The following is a 20,271-nucleotide window of genomic DNA, read 5'->3' on the forward strand; positions in this document are numbered from 1 at the left end:
GAGCACCGGTCGAGATGCGGAGCGCCGAGATGCGGAGCAAGGCCGAGCTGGAGTCGGCGATCGCGGCCGGCGGGCGCGCCGCCCTGGTGATCAACTCCCAGTCCCGGCGGGGCCGCCGGCTCTACGGCAGGGCGCGCCGGATGCTGCGCGAGTCGGGGATCGAGTTCCCGCACGTCTTCCCGGTGACCGACCCGACCCGGCTGCGCGAGTTGTTCGCCGACGTCCTCGCCCTGGAGCCCGACCTCGTGGTCGTCGGCGGCGGGGACGGCACGATCACCGAGGCCGTCGGGCACCTGGCGCACCGCGACATCGCGCTCGGCGTGCTGCCGCTCGGCACGACCAACAACTTCGCGCGCAGCCTGGAACTGCCGATGGACCTGCCCGGCGCGATCCGGACGCTCGCCCTCGGCAAGCCGGGCGGCGGGAAGGTCGCCGACGTGGACGTCGGCTGGTTCGAGAGCACCGGCGACCCCAGGGGCGAGGGGCCGGGCGAGGAGCGCGAGCACATCTTCGCGAACATGGTGAGCCTCGGCCTGTCGGTCCACGTCGCCGACCGGGTACCGCACGCGCTCAAGCGCGTCGTGGGGCGCTCCGCCTACGGCATGACGGCGGCGGCCCTGCTGGCGAGGCACCGGGCCTTCACCGCCCGCATCACGATCGACGGCGAGACCACGGAGCTGGCCACGCACCAGCTCAACATCGCCAACGGCGCGCACCAGAGCGGGCAGCGCATCGCCCGCGACGCCAGCCCCGACGACCGGCTGCTCGCCGTCTACCGGCTGGGCGACGAGCGGCGGCTGCGGCTGGCCTCGGCGACGGCGCGGCACGTCCTCACGGGCCGGCGGCGGAGCCTGCGGGAGGACGCCTTCCTCACCACCGACGAGGTGCGGATCGAGACCGATCCGCCGCTGCGGGTGGACGTGGACGGCGAGGTCCGCGGCCGCACCCCCGTGTCGATCCGGCTGCGCGGCAACGCGCTGCGCGTCATCGTCCCGCAGACCTTCGGCGACGCCTGATCCCGCGGGGCGGCTACCGCGCCGCGTGGAGGAACAGCAGGCCCAGCCAGAGCCAGCCGACGATGATCGTCGCGCGCTGCACGAGTCCCGCGTACGCGGAGTCCCGCTCCCATGCCGACCCGAACGCGACCAGGCCGCCGGCCAGGGCCGCGCACGTCACGCCCGAGTACCACTTCCACCCCGCGCCGGGGGCGTCGAACACCGCCAGGAGCGCCGCGAGCGGCAGTGCCCCGAAGACGGCCATCCCGGCCCAGTCATGGATCCGGTGGCTCACCGACACGTCCGCGGGCGTCTCGTCGGACGTCCCCGGCGGGTAGCCCCGCATGGCGTCCATCGGGAAGACGCCGGAGGCCACGAGGGCGGCGCCGAACAGGCCCACCACGACCGCGAGCCCGCCGCTCAGCGGTTCCGCAAGCGACACCGCGCCCGCCGCGATCAGCAGGCCGCACACGATGAAGTTCGCCGTCTGCAGCCAGCCCCGGGAGCCGAGGGCCAGGGCGCTGACCGGGTGCCGGACGGGCCGGTACCCCGGCCGGGTCCACCCGTCCAGCAGGAAGGTCACGACGAACGACCAGGCGCCGGCCGCGCCCAGCCACGCCGGCACAGCCATGTCGTGTCACCTCTTCAGGGCCGCGGGCCCAGCGGGACGGATCAGAGCGATTGTTTCACGCCCGCGGCCGTTCGCCCGCGCGGCACGGGCTCGTCCGAGCCGGATCCGGGCGACGTCTGTTCAGTGACCTCGTGGTCACCTACGCTCATGGAGACCGTTACAGAATGAGGTTCGGACGGCCCATGGTGCACAGTGCGGTGATCATCGGAAGCGGGTTCGGCGGGATCGGGATGGCGATCCGGCTGCGGCAGGCCGGGATCCACGACGTCGTGATCCTGGAGAAGGCGGACGGTCTCGGCGGCACCTGGCGGGACAACACCTATCCGGGCGCCGCCTGCGACGTCCCCTCGCACCTGTACTCGTACTCCTTCGAGCGGAAGACGGACTGGACGCGGCGCTTCCCGCCGCAGGCGGAGATCCTCGAATACCTGCGGCACTGCGCCGGCAAGTACGGCGTGCTCGACCGGATCAGGTTCGGCACCGAGGTGACCGAGGCGCGGTTCGACGAGGAGCGGGCCCGCTGGCGGATCTCCACGACCTCCGGCGTGCTGGAGTCGCGGGTCCTGGTCTCGGGCTGCGGGCAGCTCAACCGGCCGGTCCTGCCGGACATCGAGGGCCGCGACTCGTTCACCGGGACGAGCTTCCACTCCGCCCGCTGGGACCACGGCGCCGACCTGCGCGGCAAGCGGGTCGCGGTGATCGGCACGGGCGCGAGCGCGGTCCAGTTCGTCCCCGAGATCGCCGAGGAGGCGGCGGAGCTGCGGCTGTTCCAGCGGTCCGCGCCCTACGTCATCGACAAGCCCGACAAGCCGTACCGGGCGTGGCAGCAGGCCCTCCTCGGGAACGTGCCGGGCCTGTACGAGCTGAACCGCGCCAGGATCTACGCGCTGCTCGAGTCGCGGGCGATCGGGTTCTTCAAATACCCGAAGCTGCTGTCGATGGTGGACAGCCGGTTCAGGAAGACGCTGAAGGAAGGTGTGGACGACCCCGCGCTGCGCAGGGCCCTCATCCCCGACTACCCGCTGGGCTGCAAGCGGATCCTCATCTCCAACGACTACTACCCGGCGCTCGCCCGGCCGCACGTCGACCTGGTCACCGACCCGATCGAGCAGATCACCCCGGCCGGCGTCCGGACCGCGGAACGCGAGTACGGCGTGGACGTCATCGTGTACGGCACCGGGTTCCAGACCAGCGACTTCCTCGCCCCGATGAAGATCGTCGGGCGGGACGGCCGGGAGCTGAACGAGGCGTGGCGGGACGGCGCGGAGGCGCACCTCGGCATCACGGTCAGCGGCTTCCCCAACCTGTTCCTGCTGTACGGGCCGTACACCAACCTCGGGCACAACTCGATCATCTACATGCTGGAGTCGCAGTTCCGGTACATTCTCGGCTGCGTGGAGGTGCTGCGCCGGCACGGGCTCGACTGGATCGACGTGCGGCCGGACGTGCAGGACGCGTTCACCCGGGAGATGCGGGAGCGGATGCGCTCGACCGTGTGGGAGACGGGCTGCGACAGCTGGTACATGACCGCCGACGGCAAGGTCGTCAACAACTGGCCGGGGTTCACCTTCGCCTACCGCCGCGCCACCCGGCGTCCCGACCCGCGGCACTTCCGGGCGAGGGCCGCCGCCCGATGAGCCCCTGATGAGCCCTGGCCCGCCCCGGACCACCCGGCGGTCGGCATAGGCTCGGCCCATGCCGACCGCCTTCATCACCGGTGCCACCGCGGGGATCGGTGCCGCCTTCGCCCGCCGCCTCGCCGCCGACGGCTTCGACCTCGTCCTGCTGGCCCGCGACACCGCGCGGCTGGAGCGGGCCGCCGCGGAGCTGCACGAGACCTACGCCGTCCGCACCGAGACGTTGACCGCCGACCTGTCCACCGAGAAGGGCCTGACCGCCGCCGAGGAGCGCGTCCGCGAGGACATCGGCCTCCTGGTCAACAACGCCGGGTTCGCCAACCGGGGCAAGTTCCTCGACGTCCCGGTGGCGGACGAGCTGACGATGCTCAGGGTCCACTGCGAGGCCGTCCTGCGGCTCACCCACGCCGCCCTGCCGGGGATGCTGGAGCGCGGGCGGGGCGGCGTCATCAACGTTTCGTCGGTCTCGGCGTTCGCGACCCGCGGCACCTACGGGGCGTCGAAGGCGTGGGCGGTGAGCTTCAGCGAGGGCGTCTCCGCCGACATCCGGGCGCGCTCGGGGGGCGGGGTGCGCGTGATGGCGCTGTGCCCGGGCTTCGTGCACACCGAGTTCCACGAACGCGCTCAGATGGACATGTCGGACGTCCCGGACTTCATGTGGCTTGACAAGGACGACGTCGTCGACGCCGCGCTGCGCGATCTGCGGCGCGGCGTCCTCGTGAGCGTCCCCAGCCCCCAGTACAAGGCGATCGTGGGCGCCAGCCGGCTCCTGCCCCGCGGCCTGCTCGCGCGGATGTCCTCCACCACGGGGCGTAAATACAAGTGATCATGCGGTCAAGGACCGCGCCCTTGTACCGGGCGGAGTAACAGGGCAAGCTGGCGAGCAAGGTCGATTCGGTTTGGCGCGCGAACGACACCCACCGTCCACCAGCCCCCACCACCATCAGATGGACGAGCTCCGCTCGACTCGCCAAACCGAGAGGTTCCTCCCCCGATGGGTCACGACCTGGGTTACGCCGCCCTGGCCTTGCTCGCCACGACCATCTACTACATCGCGTTCCTCGTCTTCCGGATCTCCGCCCGCCGCATGGAGCCGCTGCGCGGCAGCCGCCCGTTCCGCGTCGCGCGGCTCATGCTCACCGACCCGATCTGGCTGGGCGGCGGGCTCCTGCTCTTCCTCGGCCTCGGGTACGAGGTCGTCGCGTTCTCCCGGGTGCCGCTGCCCGTCGTGCAGCCGATCTTCGCGGCGGGCCTGGTGCTCCTCGTCTGGTTCGCGGTGCGCTTCCTCGGCGAGCGGCTGAGCGGGCGGGAGTGGACCAGCGTCGCGCTGTTCGTCCTCGCCACGATCCTGATCGGGCTCTCGGCCACGTCCGGGGGCGAGGTGCGGGCGGAGCACACGCTGGTGGGAACGCTGCTCAGCCCGTGGACGATGCTCGCGATCTGCGCCCCGGCCATCGTCATCGCCGCGCTCGTCTGGCTCGTCGGGGACCGGCGCGCCGGCGGCCGGCACGCCCGCAAGCTCGCCGGGGTCGCCTACGGCATCGGCGCCGGGGCCTGCGCCGGGCTGGCCGAGGCCGGCATCCGCGGCATCTCGATCGTGTACATGGAGACCGGCAGCCTCCAGGCGGTGCTGGAGTCCGCCTACCCGTGGCTGACGATCGGGGCCGCCGCGATCGCGCTCGGCCAGTTGCAGGTCGCGCTGCAGCGCTGCCGCGTCGCGATCATCGCGGTGGTGCTCACCGTCATCGGCCGGACGTACCTGATCCTCAGCAGCACGTTCCTGTTCGGCGAGGACTGGCCGCGCGAGACCGGGCCGTTCCTGCTGCGGACCGGCGGCTTCGCGCTGGCGCTGGTGGCGCTGATCATGTTCCCCCGGCACGAGGATCCGGGCCCGCCCGAGCCGCCGCACGCCGGCGGCGACCGCCACCTGCCCGCCGTCCGCTGAACCGGGGCGTTCCGGGTGGGCGGAGATCACCGCATGCTCGTGGAACGTTCTGCCCCGGGGCGGCGGATAAACTCCCCAGCGTGTCCGAGCCTAAGTTCGAAGTCCAGATGCTCCACGACCGCGTCATGATCAGGACCGAGAAGGACGGCGGTGAGCGCCGCAGCACCGGCGGGATCGTCATCCCGGCGACGGTGGAGCAGGCCAACCGCCTGGTCTGGGGTGAGGTCTGCGGCGTCGGCCACCACGTGCGCGTCGTCAAGCCCGGCGACCGGGTGCTGTACCACCCGGGCGACCAGTTCGAGGTCGAGATCCAGGGCGAGAACTACCTCGTCATGCGCGAGCGGGACCTGCACGCCATCGCCAGCGAACGTCCCGAGCACGGCACCGGCCTCTACCTGTGACGTCCCGCCGGGGGGACGCCGCGGGGCCGGGGCGCCCCGTCAGACGGTGACCATGGCGGTGGAGCCGGCGCGGTCCTTGGTGACGCGCAGCTGCGCGGGGATGCGGGTGCGCAGCTCGGCGACGTGGCTGACGACGCCGACGGCCCGGCCGCCGTCGCGCAGGCCGTCGAGGACGTCCATGACCTCGTCGAGCGTCTCCTCGTCGAGGGTGCCGAAGCCCTCGTCGACGAACAGCGTGCCGATCTCGGTGCCGCCCGCCTCGGCGGTGACGACGTCGGCGAGGCCGAGCGCCAGCGACAGCGAGGTGATGAACGACTCGCCGCCCGACAGCGTCACCGGGTCGCGTTCCATGCCCGTCCAGGCGTCGGCGATCCGCAGGCCGAGCCCGCCCGCGCCCCGCGTGCGGTCGCCCGCCGCCTTCTCGGTGGTGTGCAGCAGGGCGTAGCGGCTGCCGGACATGCGCGAGAGCCGCTCGTTCGCGGCGGCGACGACCTGCTCCAGGCGGGCGGCCAGCACGTACGCCGACAGCGACATGGCGTGCCGGTTCGCGGCGTGCTTGCCGGACGTCAGGCCCGCGAGGCGCTCGGCCACCTCGTGGCGCTCGGCTGCGGGACGCCACGCGCCGACGGCCTCGCCGAGTCCGGCACGCAGATCGGCCAGCCGGTCACAACGCAGCCGGGCGCGGTCGGCGGCGCTCGCCGCCGCGGTGTGCGCCGCTTCCGCCGCGGCGAGCGCGGCCTCGAGGGCCGGCAGATCCGGGGCGGGCTCTGCCGCCGCCTTCACCAGTGCCGGGTCCTGGAGCCGGTCGCGGACGGCGGCCTCCTCGTTGTCCAGCCGGCGGATCTTGTCGCGCAGGGCGCCCTGCTCCTCGTCCCGCAGCGCGGCGTCGAGGACCTCCTCCGGGGTGCGGAACCCCTCCGCCTCGGCGGCGGCCCTCGCGTTCTCGCGGGCGGCGGCCAGTTCCGCGGCGGCGCGGTCGGATTCGCGCAGCGCCTCGATCGTCGCGGCGAGCACGCCCGCCTCGCGGCCGAGCCGGGCGATGCGCGCCTCGATCGTCGCGTCCTCGCCGCGCGCCTCGTCGAGCTCGGCGGACAGCCTGGCCTGCTCCACCGCGAGATCCGGGTCGCGGGCGCGGTTCGCGGCGAGGTCGCGCGAGACCACCTCGTGCTCCTCGCGGACGTTCTCGAGTTCCCGCTCGTCCCGGAGGAGAGCACCCTCAAGCCGTTCGGCCTCCGCCGCGCGGGCGTTCACGGCCTGCAGCGCCAGTTCCGCCTCTCCGAGTTCCCCGGCGATGGTCTCGGCGTCGGCCTCCCCGGCGGTCTCCAGCGCATGGTCGCGTTCGGAGCGCAACCCCTCCAGGGCGGTCCCGGCCCGCTCCCGGGCCTCCTGGGCCTCGTCCGCTCCGGCCTGCGCGCGCTCGATCTCCGCCTCGTCCGGGATGTCGCCGGGCGGCGCGCCGGGGTCCGGGTGCTCGGTCGAGCCGCAGACCCGGCAGGGCTCGCCGTCCCGCAGCTCCCCGGCGAGGACGGACGCCATCCCGTCCAGCCGCGCCTGCCGCAGGTCGAGGACCCGCTCCTTGGCCGCCTGCGCGGCGTCGACCGCCGACCGGTACCCCGCCTCCGCTTCGGCGAGGCGAAGCTCCAGCTGGTCGCGGCGGTGCGCCGCGTCGAGCCGCCGCACGGCCTCTCGGACGGCGGCCTCCGCTCCGGGGCGTCCCGCCGCCGCGATGTTGGCCGCTTCCAGCTCGGTCCGGCGGGCGGCGACGATTCCGGGCAGTTCGGCGAGGGTCGCGGCGAGCCGCGCCTCCCTGGGCTCCAGCTCGGCAAGCTCGCGCGCCAGCGCCGCGCGCTCGTCCTCGACCTGCCGGAGCCTGGCCACCTCACCGCGGGCGCGCTCCAGCTTCGCGATCTCGTCACGGCGGGCCCGCTCGGCCTTGACCAGCACGTCCTCCGACGCGTTCGGCGGCAGGAGCGCCCCGGCCTCGGCGCGCTTCTCGTCGGCCCACCGGCGCGCCCGCCGCGCCTCCGCGTGCCGGGCCTGGACGGCGCGCACCAGCGGGACGGCCCGGCCGGCGCGCTCCGCGGCGTACAGCCGCGACGCCATGCGCGACTTCTCCTCGGCGTGCTCGCGCAGGGCCTCCCGGCGGGCGAGCGCGTCGGCGTGGCCGCGCTGCCGGTCGGCGAGGGCCCTGGCGTCCTCCAGTGCCCGGCGGGCGGCTTCGAGCCGTGTCCTGACTTCTTGACGCAGCCCCTCTGTGACGGCGCGGACGTCAACGTGGCCGGCGGCGAGCTCGGCGGCCCACGCGGGCAGCGCCCCGATGTCGGCGGCCGGTTCGGGGGCGGGCTCGGGCCGGCGCGGCGCCGGGACCGCCGGGCGTTCTCCGAGCGGCGAGGGGACGCCCGTCGTCTCGGCGATGCGGCCGGCGACCGAGGACGCCGCCGCGCCCAGCTCGGCGGCCTCGCGCCCGCTTGCCGCCCGCCGGTCGGCCAGCCACTTCTCGACGTGCGTGAAGACCTCCGTCGCGAAGAGCCGCTCCAGGACCCTGCGGCGCTCGTCGGCCCCGGCCCGCAGGAACCCGGCGAACTCGCCCTGCGGCAGCAGCGCGACCTGGCAGAACTGGACGGCCGTCATCCCGAGCAGCCGGGAGACGAGGTCGCCCGCCTCGTCGAGCCGGGTGGTCAGCCCGACCCACGTGCCGTCCTCGAGCTCCTCCAGGATGACCTTGGCGTGCTCGGCGGTGGTCCCGGTGCCGCGCAGCTTCGGCCGCTCCCACGCGGGCGACCGGGTGATGCGCAGGCGGCGGCCGCGGATCGTCGTCTCCAGCACCACGGACGGGCCCGTGCCGGGGGCCGCGTGGTCGCTGCGCAGCCCCTTCGCGGCGTTGCGCGCGCCCGGGACCTGCCCGTACAGCGCGAAGCACACCGCGTCGAGGATGCTCGTCTTCCCGGCGCCGGTGCGGCCCTGGACGAGGAAGAGCCCGGCGTCCGACAGCGCGTCGAAGTCGATCTCCTCGGTACCGGAGAAGGGACCGAACGCCGTGATCCGCAGCCGGTGCAGCCTCACGCCAGGGCCTCCCGGCGGCGGCAGTGCTCGAACGCCTCGTGCAGGAGGGCGCGCTCGGCTTCGGTCGCGGGGCCGTCGGTGACCTCGGCGACGAAGTCGCCCGCGATCTCCAGTGCGGAGCGTTCGCGGACGCGTTCGGACCAGGTGCGGGCCCCGTCCGTCCCGCCGCCCTCCGGCTCGAAGCCGAGGACGAGCGCGTGCGGGAACCGGCGGCGCAGCCGCTCCATCGCGGCGGACGGGCGGCGCGGGTCGGTGAGCGTGACCTGGAGCCAGCGGTCTTCGAGCGCTTCGTACGAGGGGTCGGTGAGCAGGTCGTCGAGGCGTCCCCTGAGGCGGGCCAGGCGGCGCGGGACGGGCGCCTCCACGAACTCCGCCGCGACCGCGCCGTCGCGCAGTTCGACCAGCCAGGAGCCCTTGACGTGGTCGGCCTCGGAGAACGAGTACGCGAGCGGCGAGCCCGAGTAGCGGACGCGGTCGGTGACGCTCCACCGGCCGTGCAGGTGGCCGAGCGCCGCGTAGTCGGCGCCCTCGAACACCGACGCCGCCACCTGCGACGACCCGCCGACCGAGATGTCGCGTTCGCTCTCGCTGGCCTCGCCGCCGGTCACGAACGCGTGCGCCAGCACGACCGGCCGCTCCGCGCGGCCCGCGGCGTCCGCCCGGATGCGGCGCATCGCCTCGGTGAGCGCGGCGGCGTGGCTGCGCTCGTCCAGGTCCCAGGGGTGGCGGACGAGTTCGGGCTCCAGGTAGGGGATGCCGTAGACGGCGGTGTCCCCGACGATGACGGGCTCCCCCACCCGGGCGAAGTCGGTGCGGATGTGGACCCCCGCGTCGTCCATCAGCTCCGCCCCGAAGCCGAGGCGCCGCGCCGAATCGTGGTTGCCAGCGATGAGCACCACGCGGGTGAGGGCGGCGAGCCGCCGCAGCGCCTCGTCGCACAGCCGGACGGCGTCGACGGGCGGCAGCGCCCGGTCGTAGACGTCCCCGGAGATGAGCACGCAGTCGACCCGCTCCGCCGCGACGGTCGCGACCAGGTGGTCGACGAACGCCGCCTGCGCGGCCAGCAGGTCCTCGCGGTGGAAGGACCTGCCGAGATGCCAGTCGGAGGTGTGCAGGAATCGCATGTCGCAGCAACCATAGGCACCCCCTCCGACACATCCCGCGCAGAAACGCCGTGTCATCCCAAACGATCTTCGATGGCCGCGCGGCCCCGGTCGCCGGGGCTCCCGTAGGGTTGCGGGGTGAGTGATCGTCCGTACGTGCTGCTGAGCTGCGCGATGTCCGCAGACGGCTACATCGACGACGCGACCCCGGAGCGGCTGCGGCTGTCCAGCGCCGCGGACTTCGACCGCGTCGACGCGGTCCGCGCCGGCTGCGACGCCATCCTCGTCGGCGCCGGGACCGTCCGGGCCGACGACCCCGAACTGCTGATCCGCTCCGAGGCGCGGCGCGCCAAGCGGGTCGCGCGCGGGCAGCCGGCCGACCTGACCAAGGTGACGCTGACCTGGAGCGGCGACCTCGACCCCGGCGCGCGGTTCTTCACCACGGGGGACGCGCCGAAACTGGTGTACGCGCCGCCCGCCGCGGCCGGGGAGCTGGCGCCGCGGCTGGCCGGCCTCGCCGAGGTCGTGGACGCCGGCGACCCCCTCTCGCTGCCGCGGGTGCTCGGCGACCTCGCCGCGCGGGGCGTCCGGCGGCTCATGGTCGAGGGCGGCGGCGGGGTGCACACGCTGTTCCTGACCGCGGACCTGGTGGACGAGCTGCAGCTCGTGGTCGCGCCGTTCTTCATCGGCGACCCGGCGGCGCCGCGCTTCGTCCGGTCCGGGGTGTTCCCGCAGTCGCCGGAGCGCCCGATGCGGCTCGCGGAGGCCACCCGCATCGGCGACCTCGCGCTGCTGCGCTACCTGATCGGGAACGCGCGTGGGTGACCCGGACCGGGCCTGGCTGGAGCTGGCGTGCGACCTGGCGAGGCTGTGCCCGCCGTCGGCCACCGCGTTCTCCGTCGGCGCGGTGATCGTCGGCGCGGACGGCCGGGAGATCGCGCGCGGCTTCTCCCGCGAGGACGACCCGCACGACCACGCCGAGGAGGCCGCCCTCGCCAAGACGTCCGGCGACCTGGCCGGCGCGACCGTCTACAGCTCCCTCGAACCGTGCGGGCACCGGGCGTCCCGGCCCCGGCCGTGCGCCGAGCTGATCGTGGCGTCCGGCGCGCGGCGCGTGGTGTTCGCCTGGCGGGAACCGGCCCTCTTCACCGAGGGCAGGGGCGCGGAGATCCTCACGGCGGCGGGCGTCGCGCTCACCGAGATCCCCGACCTGGCCCCCCGCGCGCGCGAACCCAACACCCACCTTCGCTGACCGCTCGAACCCGGAGCAGACTCCAGGTGAGACGCGAGTCTCATCGCTCTTCCGCCGGGCGGGCAGGCGTGCGATGCTGTGCCCCAAGCAAGCACTCGGTCAGGAGGCACGGCAGCATGCGTGAGCACGATCGGCTGTTCATCGGCGGCGAGTGGGCCGCACCGGCCGGCACCGGCACGATCGACGTCATCTCCCCGCACACCGAGGAGGTCCTCGGCAGGGTGCCCGAGGGCACCGAGGCCGACATCGACGCGGCGGTCGCCGCCGCGCGGCGCGCCTTCGACGAGGGCCCCTGGCCGCGGATGACGCCCGCGGAGCGCGCCGAGATCGTCGGGCGGCTGTCGTCCATCTACGCCGAGCGGCAGCAGGAGATGGCCGACCTCGTGACCGCCGAGATGGGCTCGCCGATCATGTTCTCGGTGTTCGGCCAGGCCGCCATCCCGCAGATGGTGCTGCAGTACTACGTGGACCTCGCCGCCTCCTACACGTGGGAGGAGGAGCGGCAGGGCATGCTCGGCCCGGTCACCGTGACCCAGGAGCCGGCCGGCGTCGTCGCGGCGATCGTCCCGTGGAACGTCCCGCAGTTCACGCTGATGCTCAAGCTCGCCCCCGCGCTCATCGCCGGCTGCACCGTGGTGGCCAAGCCGTCCCCCGAGACGCCCCTGGACACCTACCTCCTCGCCGAGTGGATCAAGGAGGCCGGGATCCCGGCCGGGGTCGTCAACATCGTCCCGGCGGGCCGCGAGGTCGGCGCGCACCTCGTCGCGCACCCGGACGTCGACAAGGTCTCGTTCACCGGCTCCACCGCCGCCGGACGCAAGATCGGCGCGGTGTGCGGCGAACAGCTCAAGCGGGTCACGCTGGAGCTCGGCGGCAAGTCCGCCGCGATCATCCTGGACGACGCCGACCTGGCCGCCACCATCGAGGGCTTCAAGCTGGCGGCGCTGATGAACAACGGCCAGGCGTGCGCCGCGCAGACCCGCATCCTCGCGTCCCGCCGCCGCTACGACGAGGTCGCCGACGCCCTCGCCGCCATGGTCGGCGGCCTCGCCGTCGGCGACCCCGCCGACTACGGCACCGAGATCGGCCCGCTCGTCGCCAGGCGGCAGCAGGAGCGGGTGGAGAACTACATCCGCGTCGGGCAGGACGAGGGGGCCAAGCTGATCACCGGCGGCCTGAACCGCCCGCACGACCGCGGCTGGTACGTCGCGCCGACCGTGTTCGGCGACGTCGCCAACGACATGCGCATCGCCCGCGAGGAGATCTTCGGCCCGGTCCTCGTCCTCATCCCCTACGACGACGAGGCGGACGCCGTCCGCATCGCCAACGACAGCGAGTACGGCCTGGGCGGCTCGGTCTGGACGGCCGACGTCGACCACGGCGTCGAGGTCGCCCGCCGCATCCGCACCGGCAGCTGCGGCGTCAACATGTACACCCTCGACCCGAACACCCCGTTCGGCGGCTACAAGAGCAGCGGCCTGGGCCGCGAACTGGGCCCCGAGGGCCTGCACGCCTACCTGGAGCACAAGTCGATCCCGCACCCCGCGGCCGGATAATCACCTGAAAGCGGGATCCTCGGTCGGGCAGGATGGCGTGCCATGCGCGCCGAGGAGCTCCTGACCGAGATCGAACCGCTGCCGTTCAAGGCCCGCTGCCGCCGGCTGGCGGACCTGCGCGGCCTGTCCGGCGACCCCGCCCTCGCGGCCCTGCTGGACGAGCTGTCCGCGCGGGGCCACTACGAGCGGTCGCTGGCGCTGTTCGTCGCGGCGGCCGTCCGGGACGAGGCGTCCGTGGCGCACCTGGTGCGCGCGACGGGCGACCCGGACGCCGGCCTGGCCTGCCGGGCGATCCGGCTGGCGGTCCGGTACGGCGCCGCGCCGGGGGCGTTCCTCGACGGGCTGGAGGACGCCCCCGCGGCGGTGCGCGCGGCGCTGTACGAGTCCGTCCGCAAGTACCGGCGCGGCGACCTGGCCGACGCGCTCGTCGGCCGGGTCGCGGACCGCTGGGGCGATCAGGAGGCGGCGACGCTGCTGCCCGCCTGCGCCGCGCCCGCCGTGGCCGAGCGGCTCGACGGGCTCGCGCACGCCGTCGGGAACTGGGCGGCGCTGGGCCGCGCCCACCCGGACGCCGTGCTCGGCCACGCCGAGCGCAGCCTCGCCGAGCTGCCCGAGGCGGCGCGGAACGCCTGGTGGTTCCACCACGCGCCCGGTGTCGCGGCGGCGCTGCGGCACGACCCCGGCCGGGTCGTCCGGCTGCTGGAGCGGCACTGCCGCACCCGGCCGCTGCCGCGGCCGCTGCACCCCGCGGCCGGTGCGCTGCTGGACGCCGAGCCGGAGCGGATGCTCGCCCTGCTGCTGTCGGACTCGCACCGCGCGGACCTGGCCGTCCTGCTGCACCGCAGGTCCGTCCGGGACCGGTTCGCGCGGCTCGGCGACCGCGACGTGGCCGCCGTCGCGCGCGCCGTCCGGGAGGACGCGGGCGCGCTGCGGCGGCTGCTGGCGGCGTTCCCGCCGAGCCGCCGGGAGGCGGTGTTCGAGGCGGCCATGCGCGGCGTCGACCGCGGCGCCGCCGAGCTGGACGAGGACCTGCTGGACGTCCTCCCGCGCGCGCTGCGGTACCGGGAGGCCCGCCGCATGATGGGCCTGCGCAAGGTCGCCGGGACGCCGTCCCGGACGTGGGCGATGGCGGCGTTCCTGCCGTACGAGGAGGCCCTGCCGATCCTCGGCGAGCTGACCCGCCGGCCGGACGCCGACGAGCGCGCCACCGGCTACGCGCTGCTCATCCGGTGCGCGGGCCGCTCCGGCGACCCGGCGGTGCTCGGCGCGGCGCTGGAGTCGCTCGCGCGGCTGCGCAACGAGCAGGATCCCGTCCGGCTCAGCGCGCTGTACGCGCTGACGTCCGTCCCGGAGGGGCTGCTGCGCGCCGGGCCCGCGGCGGCGGCCGGGCGGCTCGCGGACGACGCGCTGAACGCCCGCGACACCTCCTACCAGACCCGGCACCAGATCGGCCGGATCGCCGCGGCGCTGTGCCGCCAGGGCGCCGCGCACGACGACGCGGACCTCCTCGTCTCCGGCCTGGAGCTGGTGGACCGGGTGGCCGGCAGTACGGGCTCGCTCGCCCTCGGCGGCCTCGACCGGGTGCTGCGGCGCGGGCAGGAGCACCTGCTCGCGGCGATGCTCGCACCGCGCCTGGAGGCGGGCGCGCGCCGCGACGACCACCGGCTCGCACTGCTGGCCGTCCGGGCGCTGCGCCGCCGCGCGCACCGCGTCCCGGTACTGCAGGACGCCCTGGAGGCGGCCCTCGACGCCCGCGACGACGGCGTCCTCACCCAGGCGATCACCCTGTGGCTCGCCGCGCCCGGGACCCGCGCCGAACGCGCCGGGCGGGTCGTGGCCCGCGACCCGTCGGCGGTCGCGGTCCCGGCGGTCCTGTCGGCCATCGCCCGCGAGCGCACCGACCTCCTCGGCCTCGTCCTCTCCGGGACCGCCCCCGCCGGGCGCTTCCGGCGCCCCGACGTCACCTACGTGCCGCGCATCGTCCCGGCCTGGGCGGACCGCTGGACGGCCCGGCAGCGCGACGCCTACCGCGCCCTGCTCGAACGGGTGGCGGCGGACGGGGAGGCGCCCGCCACCGACCGGGCGGCCGCCGTCTCGGCCCTGGCGCGGATCCCCGGGACGGAGGCGTCCCGGCTGCGCCCCTACTTCGAGTCAGGCGACCCGTACGTCCGGCGCATCGCGCTCACCGTCCTGCCGTGGACCCGCTCCCCGCAGGAGGTCCTGCCCGAGCTGCTCGCCCGCGCCGAGTCGGACGACGCGCACGTCGCCGTCTACGCCGCGGCCCGGGCGGCGCGGTTCGTCCCGCCGTCGGCGCTGTCGGCGATGCTCCGGCCGGTGCTGGCGGACGGCAAGGTCACCGCGCGGAAGGAGGCCGCGCGGATCCTGCTCCGCAACCGGGTGCCGGACGCCATGGACGCGCTCGCCGCCGCCTGGGACGACCCCGGCCAGCACCGGGACGTGCGGGCCGCGATCGCCTCCGCCGTCCGCGACCGCCTGGACGAGCCGGTCGCGCGGCGGATCCTGGCCGAGGCCGCGGAGGGGCCGCGCGACCTCGCCCGGCAGGTGCTCGGCACGCCGCCCGTGTACGTCGAGGAGCGGTTCCGGAGCCGCTACGCCGCGCTGGTGCTGCGCGTCGCGCGCTCCGCCGACCCGGAGGCCCGCGCCGCGGCGCTGCCCGCCGTCGCCACCTGGGCGCCGTGGGCGCCGGAAGCGCCCGCCCTGCTCGCCGGCCTCGTCACGGACCTGGACGAGACCCGCGCCTGGCGGGACGCGGTGCACGCCCTCGTCCGCTGCGTCACGACCGGCATCGGAGCCGCCGAACTCGGCGGTGCCGCCGCCGGGCTCGCCGCCGCCCCGGCCGTGCCCGACGCCGAGCCCGAGCGCGACCTGCCCGCGTTCCAGCGGCTCATCGCGCTGGCCGAGGCGGTGCGGGACGCCTCCGCCCGGCACCGGACGCTCGGGGAGCGCGCAGTGCAGGCGGTGGAGGGCCGCCTGCCCGAGCCGGTCGCGACCGAACTGGCCGCCGCCGTCCTCCGCTGGGACGGGCCCGGCGCCGCCGGCGAGATCGACGCGCTGGCCGGGAGGTGCGCGGGACTCGGCGTCCTGGCCGTCCTGGACGTCGCGGACGCCCTCGCCACCGGGCCGTCCGAGTACACCGAACACGCCCGGCCCGCCCCCGAGGAGGCGCACCCCCACGCGGCCCGGCTCGTCGCGCGCGGCGACCTCGCCGGCGGCCTGCTCGCGTGCGCGCTCACCGAGCGGCACGGCCCCCGCGCGGGCTGGTCCGCGGACTGGCGCGACCTCCTGCGCGGCCTGCGCGCGCACGCCGTCCCCGACGTCGTCTACCAGGCGCGGAGGATCCACACCGCGGACGAGTGAGCGCCCGCCCGGCGGTGACGGGCGCGGTCAGCGGGCGGGGGTCAGCGAGCGGGGGCGCGGTCGAGGGCGAAGCGGCGCTGGAACGCGACCGCGACCGCCATCAGCGCGGCGGGCACCACCGTCACGCCGATGAGCAGCGCCAGGATCGCGGAGTCCGACTGCGCGACGGCCCGCCCCTCGGTCGTGGCGACGAAGCCGCCCGCGGCGAGCACCGCCGAGTACACGTAGGGGCCGATGGCGGTGCCGGTCGCCTCCGTCGCCGTCCACACGCCGGTGTAGGCGCCGGCGCGGGCCGTGCCCCGGGCCTCGGCGGCGGCCACGATGTCGGGGATCAGGGAGAACGCGAAGAGCTGGAGGCCGGCGAACGCGGAGCCCAGCACGACGATCACCGCGAGCGTCGGCAGCACGCCCATCGCCTCCCCCGGCCACAGGGCGAGCGACCCGATGACGAAGACGACCTGGCAGAACAGCAGGCAGCGCTGCTTGCCCGCGCGCTCCGACACCTTCTTCCAGACGGGCCCGGCGACCGCCGCGGGGACGAGGAACGCCCCCATGAACACCGCGGTCAGCCGCTCGTCGTCGAACGTGTACTCGGTGTAGAACGGCACCGCCGCGAGGAAGATGTGCGTGGTGATGCCGGTGAACAGGTACGACAGCGTCAGGGCGCGGAAGTCGCGGTCCCGCCACGTGATGCGGAGGTCGTCGATGACGGAGTGCGCGTGGTCCCCGTCCGGGATCCGGAAGCCGGAGTGGTCGGCGAGCCGCCGGATGAACACGATCGCGACGACGCCGGTGAGCACGAGGACGCCGGCGAGCAGGACCGACATCCGGGCGTAGTCGTCGCGTCCGCCCGACGCGACCAGCGCCGGAGCCGCGACGCCCGCGCCGAGCAGGCCGACCGTCAGCAGCAGCATCCGGTACATGAACACGCGGGTGCGCTCGTGGTACCCGATCTTCAGGTCGGACGGCGTCGTCAGGTACGGCACCTGGAAGCAGGCGTACAGGACGTTGCCGAGGATGTAGAAGCCGCCGACCCACAGCGCCGCCGACCAGCCGGAGAACCCCGCCGGCACCGAGAACAGCCCGATCCAGGCGATCGCCAGCAGCAGCCCCCAGCGCAGCATGCGGCGCCGGTGCCCGTCGCGGCGCGCCTGCCGGTCCGACACCGAGCCGAACCACGGATGCACGATCGCGTCCAGGGCCTTCGGCAGCAGCAGGGTGAGCCCGGCCAGGAACGGGGACACGCCGAGCGTGTGCGTCATGAAGTAGAGCAGCAGCAGCCCGGGGACGGTGACCCACACGCCCATCCCGAGCGAGCCGGCGGAGTAGCCGACGAGGTCGCGGGCGCGGGGCCGCGTCGCCGGACCCGGCTGCGACTTCCTCTCCGTGGTGCTCATGCTCGGCCAGTGTGGCGGCGGACGGCACCGGCCGCCAGCTCGGCGCCCTTGAACGCCCCCGAGCGGACCCGGTCGGCGAACGTCCGAGCGACGATCCGGTCGGTCAGCCCGGGTACGTGCCGGGCGAGGAAGAACTCGACGGCGCCGCGGCGGGTCGTCGTCACGTCCCGGCGGGGGCGGCGCGAGAGAGCGGCGCGCAGCACCGCGTCCACCACGCCGTCGAGGGGTTCGTAGCGGCTCATGCCCTCAAGGGAGAGCCCCGCCGCGGCGGTCGAGTCATGGATCGGGCTCCGCACGGCCGAAGGGTACACGCATGTCACGCCGACGTGCGTTCCGAGTTCCATGCGAAGAGCATCCGCATATGCGACGAGTGCTCGTTTGGACGCGCCGTAGGCCGCGGCCAGGGGAAGCTGCATGACGGCCATCCGCGAGGACAGCATGACGACGCGTCCGCGCGACTCGACGAGGGCGTCCACGCACGCGGCGGTCACCCGCCAGGTGCCGAGGAGGTTGACGTCGAGCTGGCGGCGCACCTCGTCGCCGGGCGGCAGCTCGGCCGGGGCGGGGCCGCCGATCCCGGCGTTGTTGACGAGCACGTCGAGCCCGCCCAGCTTCTCGATCGCCGCCGCCACCGCCGCCGGGACGGCCGCGTCGTCGGTGAGGTCGCAGGCGATGACCTCGACGGGGTCGTCGGGGCGCGGCGCGGCGTCCAGGCCGACAACGCGGGCGCCGAGGCCGGCCAGCCGGGTGCTGACCGCCCTGCCGAACGTGCCCGACGCGCCGGTGACGAGGACTCGCAGGCCGCGCGGGTCGCGGTCCCCCGGCGGCCGCGCGGCCTGCCGGTGCCGGGCCGCGCCCGAGCCTCTCCGGTCCGCTTCGTTCATGCGGGTGCTCTCCTCACGGTCCGTCGGGGTGAAGGGGCGGGCGCCGCGGGCGAGCCTGCCCCGACCGGCCCGCGCCTCCCGGGGCAGCTCCGCGACGTACCGGTCGAAGTCGACGCGCATCATGGGCCGCCGGTCGCCCCAGCGGGCGGTCGCGGCGCGCAGGTCCCGGGCGACGGCGCGGCGCCGCTCCGGCGCGGGCGGCAGCGCGTACCCGCCGGAGAAGTACGCCGCGGCCAGCTTCGCCTGGGCCTCCACGATGGGCAGCGCCGCGCCGGTGGACTGCATCAGGCCGACGAACGCCAGGCTCGGCTCGTCCAGGTGGAAGACGCGCCTGTACAGCGGCAGCCGCTCCGGGTCGTCGCCTACCAGCGCGGACGGCAGGAACGGGAGGCCGACCCGGTAGCCCGTGGCCCACACGATCACGTCCACGGGGTCGGCGGTGCCGTCGGTGAACACGACCTTCTCCCCGTCCAGGCGCTCGATGCCGGGCCGCGCCTCGACCTCGCCGTGGGTCAGCCGGTGCAGGATCGTGTCGCTGATCGTCGGGTGGTTCTGGAAGAGGCCGCCGGAAGGGGCGGGCAGGCCGTAGTCCTGCGGGTCGCCCACCGCCAGCCGCAGCATCGTCTCGGCGACGCGCTGGCGCAGCCGCCACGGCAGGACGGCGAGGGCACCGCCCGTCGCGTCCGCGGGCCGTCCGAACAGGTACTTCGGGACGATGTGGACGCCGCGCCGCGCCGACAGCAGGACGGGGCCGTGCGCGACGTGGGAGGCGTCCACGGCGATGTCCATGGCCGAGTTCCCCATGCCCACGACCAGCACCCGCCGGTCGCGGAAGATGCCGGGGGTCCGGTAGTCGTGGGCGTGGATCTGCATCCCGGTGAACGTGCCGGGGTAGGCGGGGTCGGGCCAGCGGGGGTCCCAGTTGTGCCCGTTCGCGACGACCACGGCGTCGAAGCGGCCGGCCGCCCCGTCGCCGGTCGTCACGATCCACTCGGGCCCGTCCCGTTCGACGGAGACGACCTCGCTGTGGAACCTGATGTGCGGGACGACGCCGAACCGCTCCGCGTAGTCGGCGAGGTACTCCGCGACCAGGTCGGCGGACGGGTAGTCCGGCCACGACCGGGGCATCGGGAGGTCGGCGAACTCGGTGCGCCCCTTGCTGGTGTTGGTGTGCAGGGACGCGTACGCGGGCGACAGGCCGGCGGCGTTGTCCCGCGCCCACAACCCGCCTGGCCGGTCGCCCTTCTCGTAGAGCACGACCTCCACGCCCGCGTCGAGCATCGCCTTGCCGGTGGCAAGTCCGGCGGCCCCGGCACCGATGACGGCGGCACGGCAGGTCATGCACAACTCCCTTGGACAGGTCCATTTGTGGTGAGGTCCAACCTTATGCATGAGAGACCGCCGACAAACATGGACGGAGCCACGCGTTTGGCGGTCCTCCTTGTAGCCCACCACAATCGGTTCCGTGAACACTGACACCGACTGGGCTCCGGTGATCGACCTCATCGAGCGCGTCACCGCCGAGAAGGACCTGCTGCCGTCCGTCGTCGCCGGAGTGTCGTCGATGGTCCGGGAGGTGTCGGTGCTCCCGACCGCCGACATCGCCGGGCACACCCGGGCGCTGCTCGCCGCCGCGACCCGCGCGATCGCGGCCCGGCGCGGCCCCACCGAGGCGGAGCTGTCGTTCGTGGCGGAGCTCGGCGTCACCCGGGCGCGGCAGGGCGTGCCGATCGAGGCGGTGCTGAGCGCCATCCACGTCGCCGAGCGCGCCATCTGGGCCAGGGCGCGGGAGGTCGCGGCCGCCGAGGGCGTCGGCGCGGGCCTGGTCCTGGACGCGCGGGAGCTTTACGACGACTGGGCGGAGGCCGTCCGGTCCAGGCTGATCACGGCGCACCGCGAGGCGCAGGCGGGCGGGGAGCCGGGACCGGGCGAGCGCGACGCGGCCGTCCTCCGCCGCCTCCTGGACGGCGGTTCCGCCGCCGCCCTCGCCGCCGCCGAAGCGGGCCTCCCACCCGGCGCCCCCCTGTGG

14 protein-coding genes and 1 pseudogene are annotated in these 20,271 nt (G+C 75.0%); 10 read left to right on the forward strand and 5 right to left on the reverse strand.

Going from position 1 to position 20,271, the window contains the following annotated elements; genetic code table 11:
- Positions 1-14 precede the first annotated feature (14 nt).
- Positions 15-1,016, forward strand: coding sequence for a diacylglycerol kinase family protein (locus E1266_RS01055; protein ID WP_243718157.1), 1,002 nt, complete (start codon positions 15-17; stop codon positions 1,014-1,016).
- A gap of 13 nt (positions 1,017-1,029) precedes the next feature.
- On the opposite strand, the gene E1266_RS01060 is transcribed toward E1266_RS01055, so the two are convergent.
- Entirely contained in the window at positions 1,030-1,626 is a 597-nt protein-coding gene (locus tag E1266_RS01060; protein ID WP_132042694.1) for a DUF998 domain-containing protein, read from the reverse strand.
- 182 nt (positions 1,627-1,808) lie between these two features.
- On the opposite strand from E1266_RS01060, the gene E1266_RS01065 reads away from it, so the two are divergent.
- From E1266_RS01065 to E1266_RS01080, 4 genes are all read left to right on the forward strand, one after another.
- Positions 1,809-3,263 (forward strand): NAD(P)/FAD-dependent oxidoreductase, encoded by a 1,455-nt coding sequence (locus E1266_RS01065; RefSeq protein ID WP_132042697.1) that lies wholly within the window; start codon positions 1,809-1,811, stop codon positions 3,261-3,263.
- 58 nt (positions 3,264-3,321) lie between these two features.
- Positions 3,322-4,089 (forward strand): SDR family oxidoreductase, encoded by a 768-nt coding sequence (locus E1266_RS01070; protein WP_132042699.1) that lies wholly within the window; start codon positions 3,322-3,324, stop codon positions 4,087-4,089.
- Positions 4,090-4,257: 168 nt separating this feature from the next.
- Positions 4,258-5,208, forward strand: coding sequence for a DMT family transporter (locus E1266_RS01075; protein WP_132042702.1), 951 nt, complete (start codon positions 4,258-4,260; stop codon positions 5,206-5,208).
- Positions 5,209-5,288: 80 nt separating this feature from the next.
- Complete coding sequence (locus tag E1266_RS01080) at positions 5,289-5,609, forward strand: co-chaperone GroES (protein WP_132042704.1); 321 nt, start codon at positions 5,289-5,291, stop codon at positions 5,607-5,609.
- Positions 5,610-5,648: 39 nt separating this feature from the next.
- On the opposite strand, the gene E1266_RS01085 is transcribed toward E1266_RS01080, so the two are convergent.
- Positions 5,649-8,672 (reverse strand): SMC family ATPase, encoded by a 3,024-nt coding sequence (locus E1266_RS01085; RefSeq protein WP_132042706.1) that lies wholly within the window; start codon positions 8,670-8,672, stop codon positions 5,649-5,651.
- The gene (locus tag E1266_RS01090) at positions 8,669-9,796 is read right to left on the reverse strand and encodes an exonuclease SbcCD subunit D (RefSeq protein ID WP_132042708.1); all 1,128 of its coding nucleotides are present in this window, start codon (positions 9,794-9,796) and stop codon (positions 8,669-8,671) included. Before E1266_RS01090 ends, E1266_RS01085 begins: the two co-directional genes overlap by 4 nt.
- A 117-nt stretch (positions 9,797-9,913) precedes the next feature.
- Here E1266_RS01090 and E1266_RS01095 point away from each other — a divergent pair, with 117 nt between their 5' ends.
- The 4 genes from E1266_RS01095 (at position 9,914) to E1266_RS01110 (ending at position 15,961) form a co-directional block, all read left to right on the forward strand.
- The gene (locus E1266_RS01095; RefSeq protein ID WP_132042710.1) at positions 9,914-10,600 is read left to right on the forward strand and encodes a dihydrofolate reductase family protein; all 687 of its coding nucleotides are present in this window, start codon (positions 9,914-9,916) and stop codon (positions 10,598-10,600) included.
- Complete coding sequence (locus E1266_RS01100) at positions 10,593-11,027, forward strand: deaminase (protein ID WP_132042712.1); 435 nt, start codon at positions 10,593-10,595, stop codon at positions 11,025-11,027. The genes E1266_RS01095 and E1266_RS01100 overlap by 8 nt, the downstream gene beginning before the upstream one ends.
- A gap of 116 nt (positions 11,028-11,143) precedes the next feature.
- On the forward strand, positions 11,144-12,583 hold the full coding sequence (locus E1266_RS01105; protein WP_132042714.1) for an aldehyde dehydrogenase: 1,440 nt from the start codon (positions 11,144-11,146) through the stop codon (positions 12,581-12,583).
- Between the two features lie 42 nt (positions 12,584-12,625).
- Positions 12,626-15,961, forward strand: coding sequence for a hypothetical protein (locus E1266_RS01110; protein WP_132042716.1), 3,336 nt, complete (start codon positions 12,626-12,628; stop codon positions 15,959-15,961).
- A 41-nt stretch (positions 15,962-16,002) separates the two neighbouring features.
- Here the strand turns inward: E1266_RS01110 and E1266_RS01115 are convergent, their stop codons facing one another.
- Together E1266_RS01115 and E1266_RS39175 are read right to left on the reverse strand one after the other, a co-directional pair.
- On the reverse strand, positions 16,003-17,358 hold the full coding sequence (locus E1266_RS01115; RefSeq protein WP_132042719.1) for an MFS transporter: 1,356 nt from the start codon (positions 17,356-17,358) through the stop codon (positions 16,003-16,005).
- Positions 17,355-19,583, reverse strand: coding sequence for an SDR family NAD(P)-dependent oxidoreductase (locus E1266_RS39175; protein ID WP_132042721.1), 2,229 nt, complete (start codon positions 19,581-19,583; stop codon positions 17,355-17,357). Before E1266_RS39175 ends, E1266_RS01115 begins: the two co-directional genes overlap by 4 nt.
- A gap of 124 nt (positions 19,584-19,707) precedes the next feature.
- Between E1266_RS39175 and E1266_RS01125 the strand changes: the two are divergent.
- Positions 19,708-20,271, forward strand: a pseudogene (locus tag E1266_RS01125) (PucR family transcriptional regulator); the annotation flags it as partial.

Origin of the sequence: Actinomadura sp. 7K534, from assembly GCF_004348575.1 — a bacterium.
GTDB lineage: Bacteria > Actinomycetota > Actinomycetes > Streptosporangiales > Streptosporangiaceae > Spirillospora > Spirillospora livida.

What these genes read in the sequence shown, in the direction of transcription:
- E1266_RS01055 (WP_243718157.1), top strand. Translation starts at nt 15, where the DNA reads ATGCGGAGCGCCGAGATGCGGAGCAAGGCCGAGCTGGAGTCGGCGATC.
- E1266_RS39175 (WP_132042721.1), bottom strand. Translation starts at nt 19,583, where the DNA reads ATGACCTGCCGTGCCGCCGTCATCGGTGCCGGGGCCGCCGGACTTGCC.
- E1266_RS01075 (WP_132042702.1), top strand. Translation starts at nt 4,258, where the DNA reads ATGGGTCACGACCTGGGTTACGCCGCCCTGGCCTTGCTCGCCACGACC.
- E1266_RS01065 (WP_132042697.1), top strand. Translation starts at nt 1,809, where the DNA reads ATGGTGCACAGTGCGGTGATCATCGGAAGCGGGTTCGGCGGGATCGGG.
- E1266_RS01115 (WP_132042719.1), bottom strand. Translation starts at nt 17,358, where the DNA reads ATGAGCACCACGGAGAGGAAGTCGCAGCCGGGTCCGGCGACGCGGCCC.
- E1266_RS01070 (WP_132042699.1), top strand. Translation starts at nt 3,322, where the DNA reads ATGCCGACCGCCTTCATCACCGGTGCCACCGCGGGGATCGGTGCCGCC.
- E1266_RS01105 (WP_132042714.1), top strand. Translation starts at nt 11,144, where the DNA reads ATGCGTGAGCACGATCGGCTGTTCATCGGCGGCGAGTGGGCCGCACCG.
- E1266_RS01110 (WP_132042716.1), top strand. Translation starts at nt 12,626, where the DNA reads ATGCGCGCCGAGGAGCTCCTGACCGAGATCGAACCGCTGCCGTTCAAG.
- E1266_RS01090 (WP_132042708.1), bottom strand. Translation starts at nt 9,796, where the DNA reads ATGCGATTCCTGCACACCTCCGACTGGCATCTCGGCAGGTCCTTCCAC.
- E1266_RS01060 (WP_132042694.1), bottom strand. Translation starts at nt 1,626, where the DNA reads ATGGCTGTGCCGGCGTGGCTGGGCGCGGCCGGCGCCTGGTCGTTCGTC.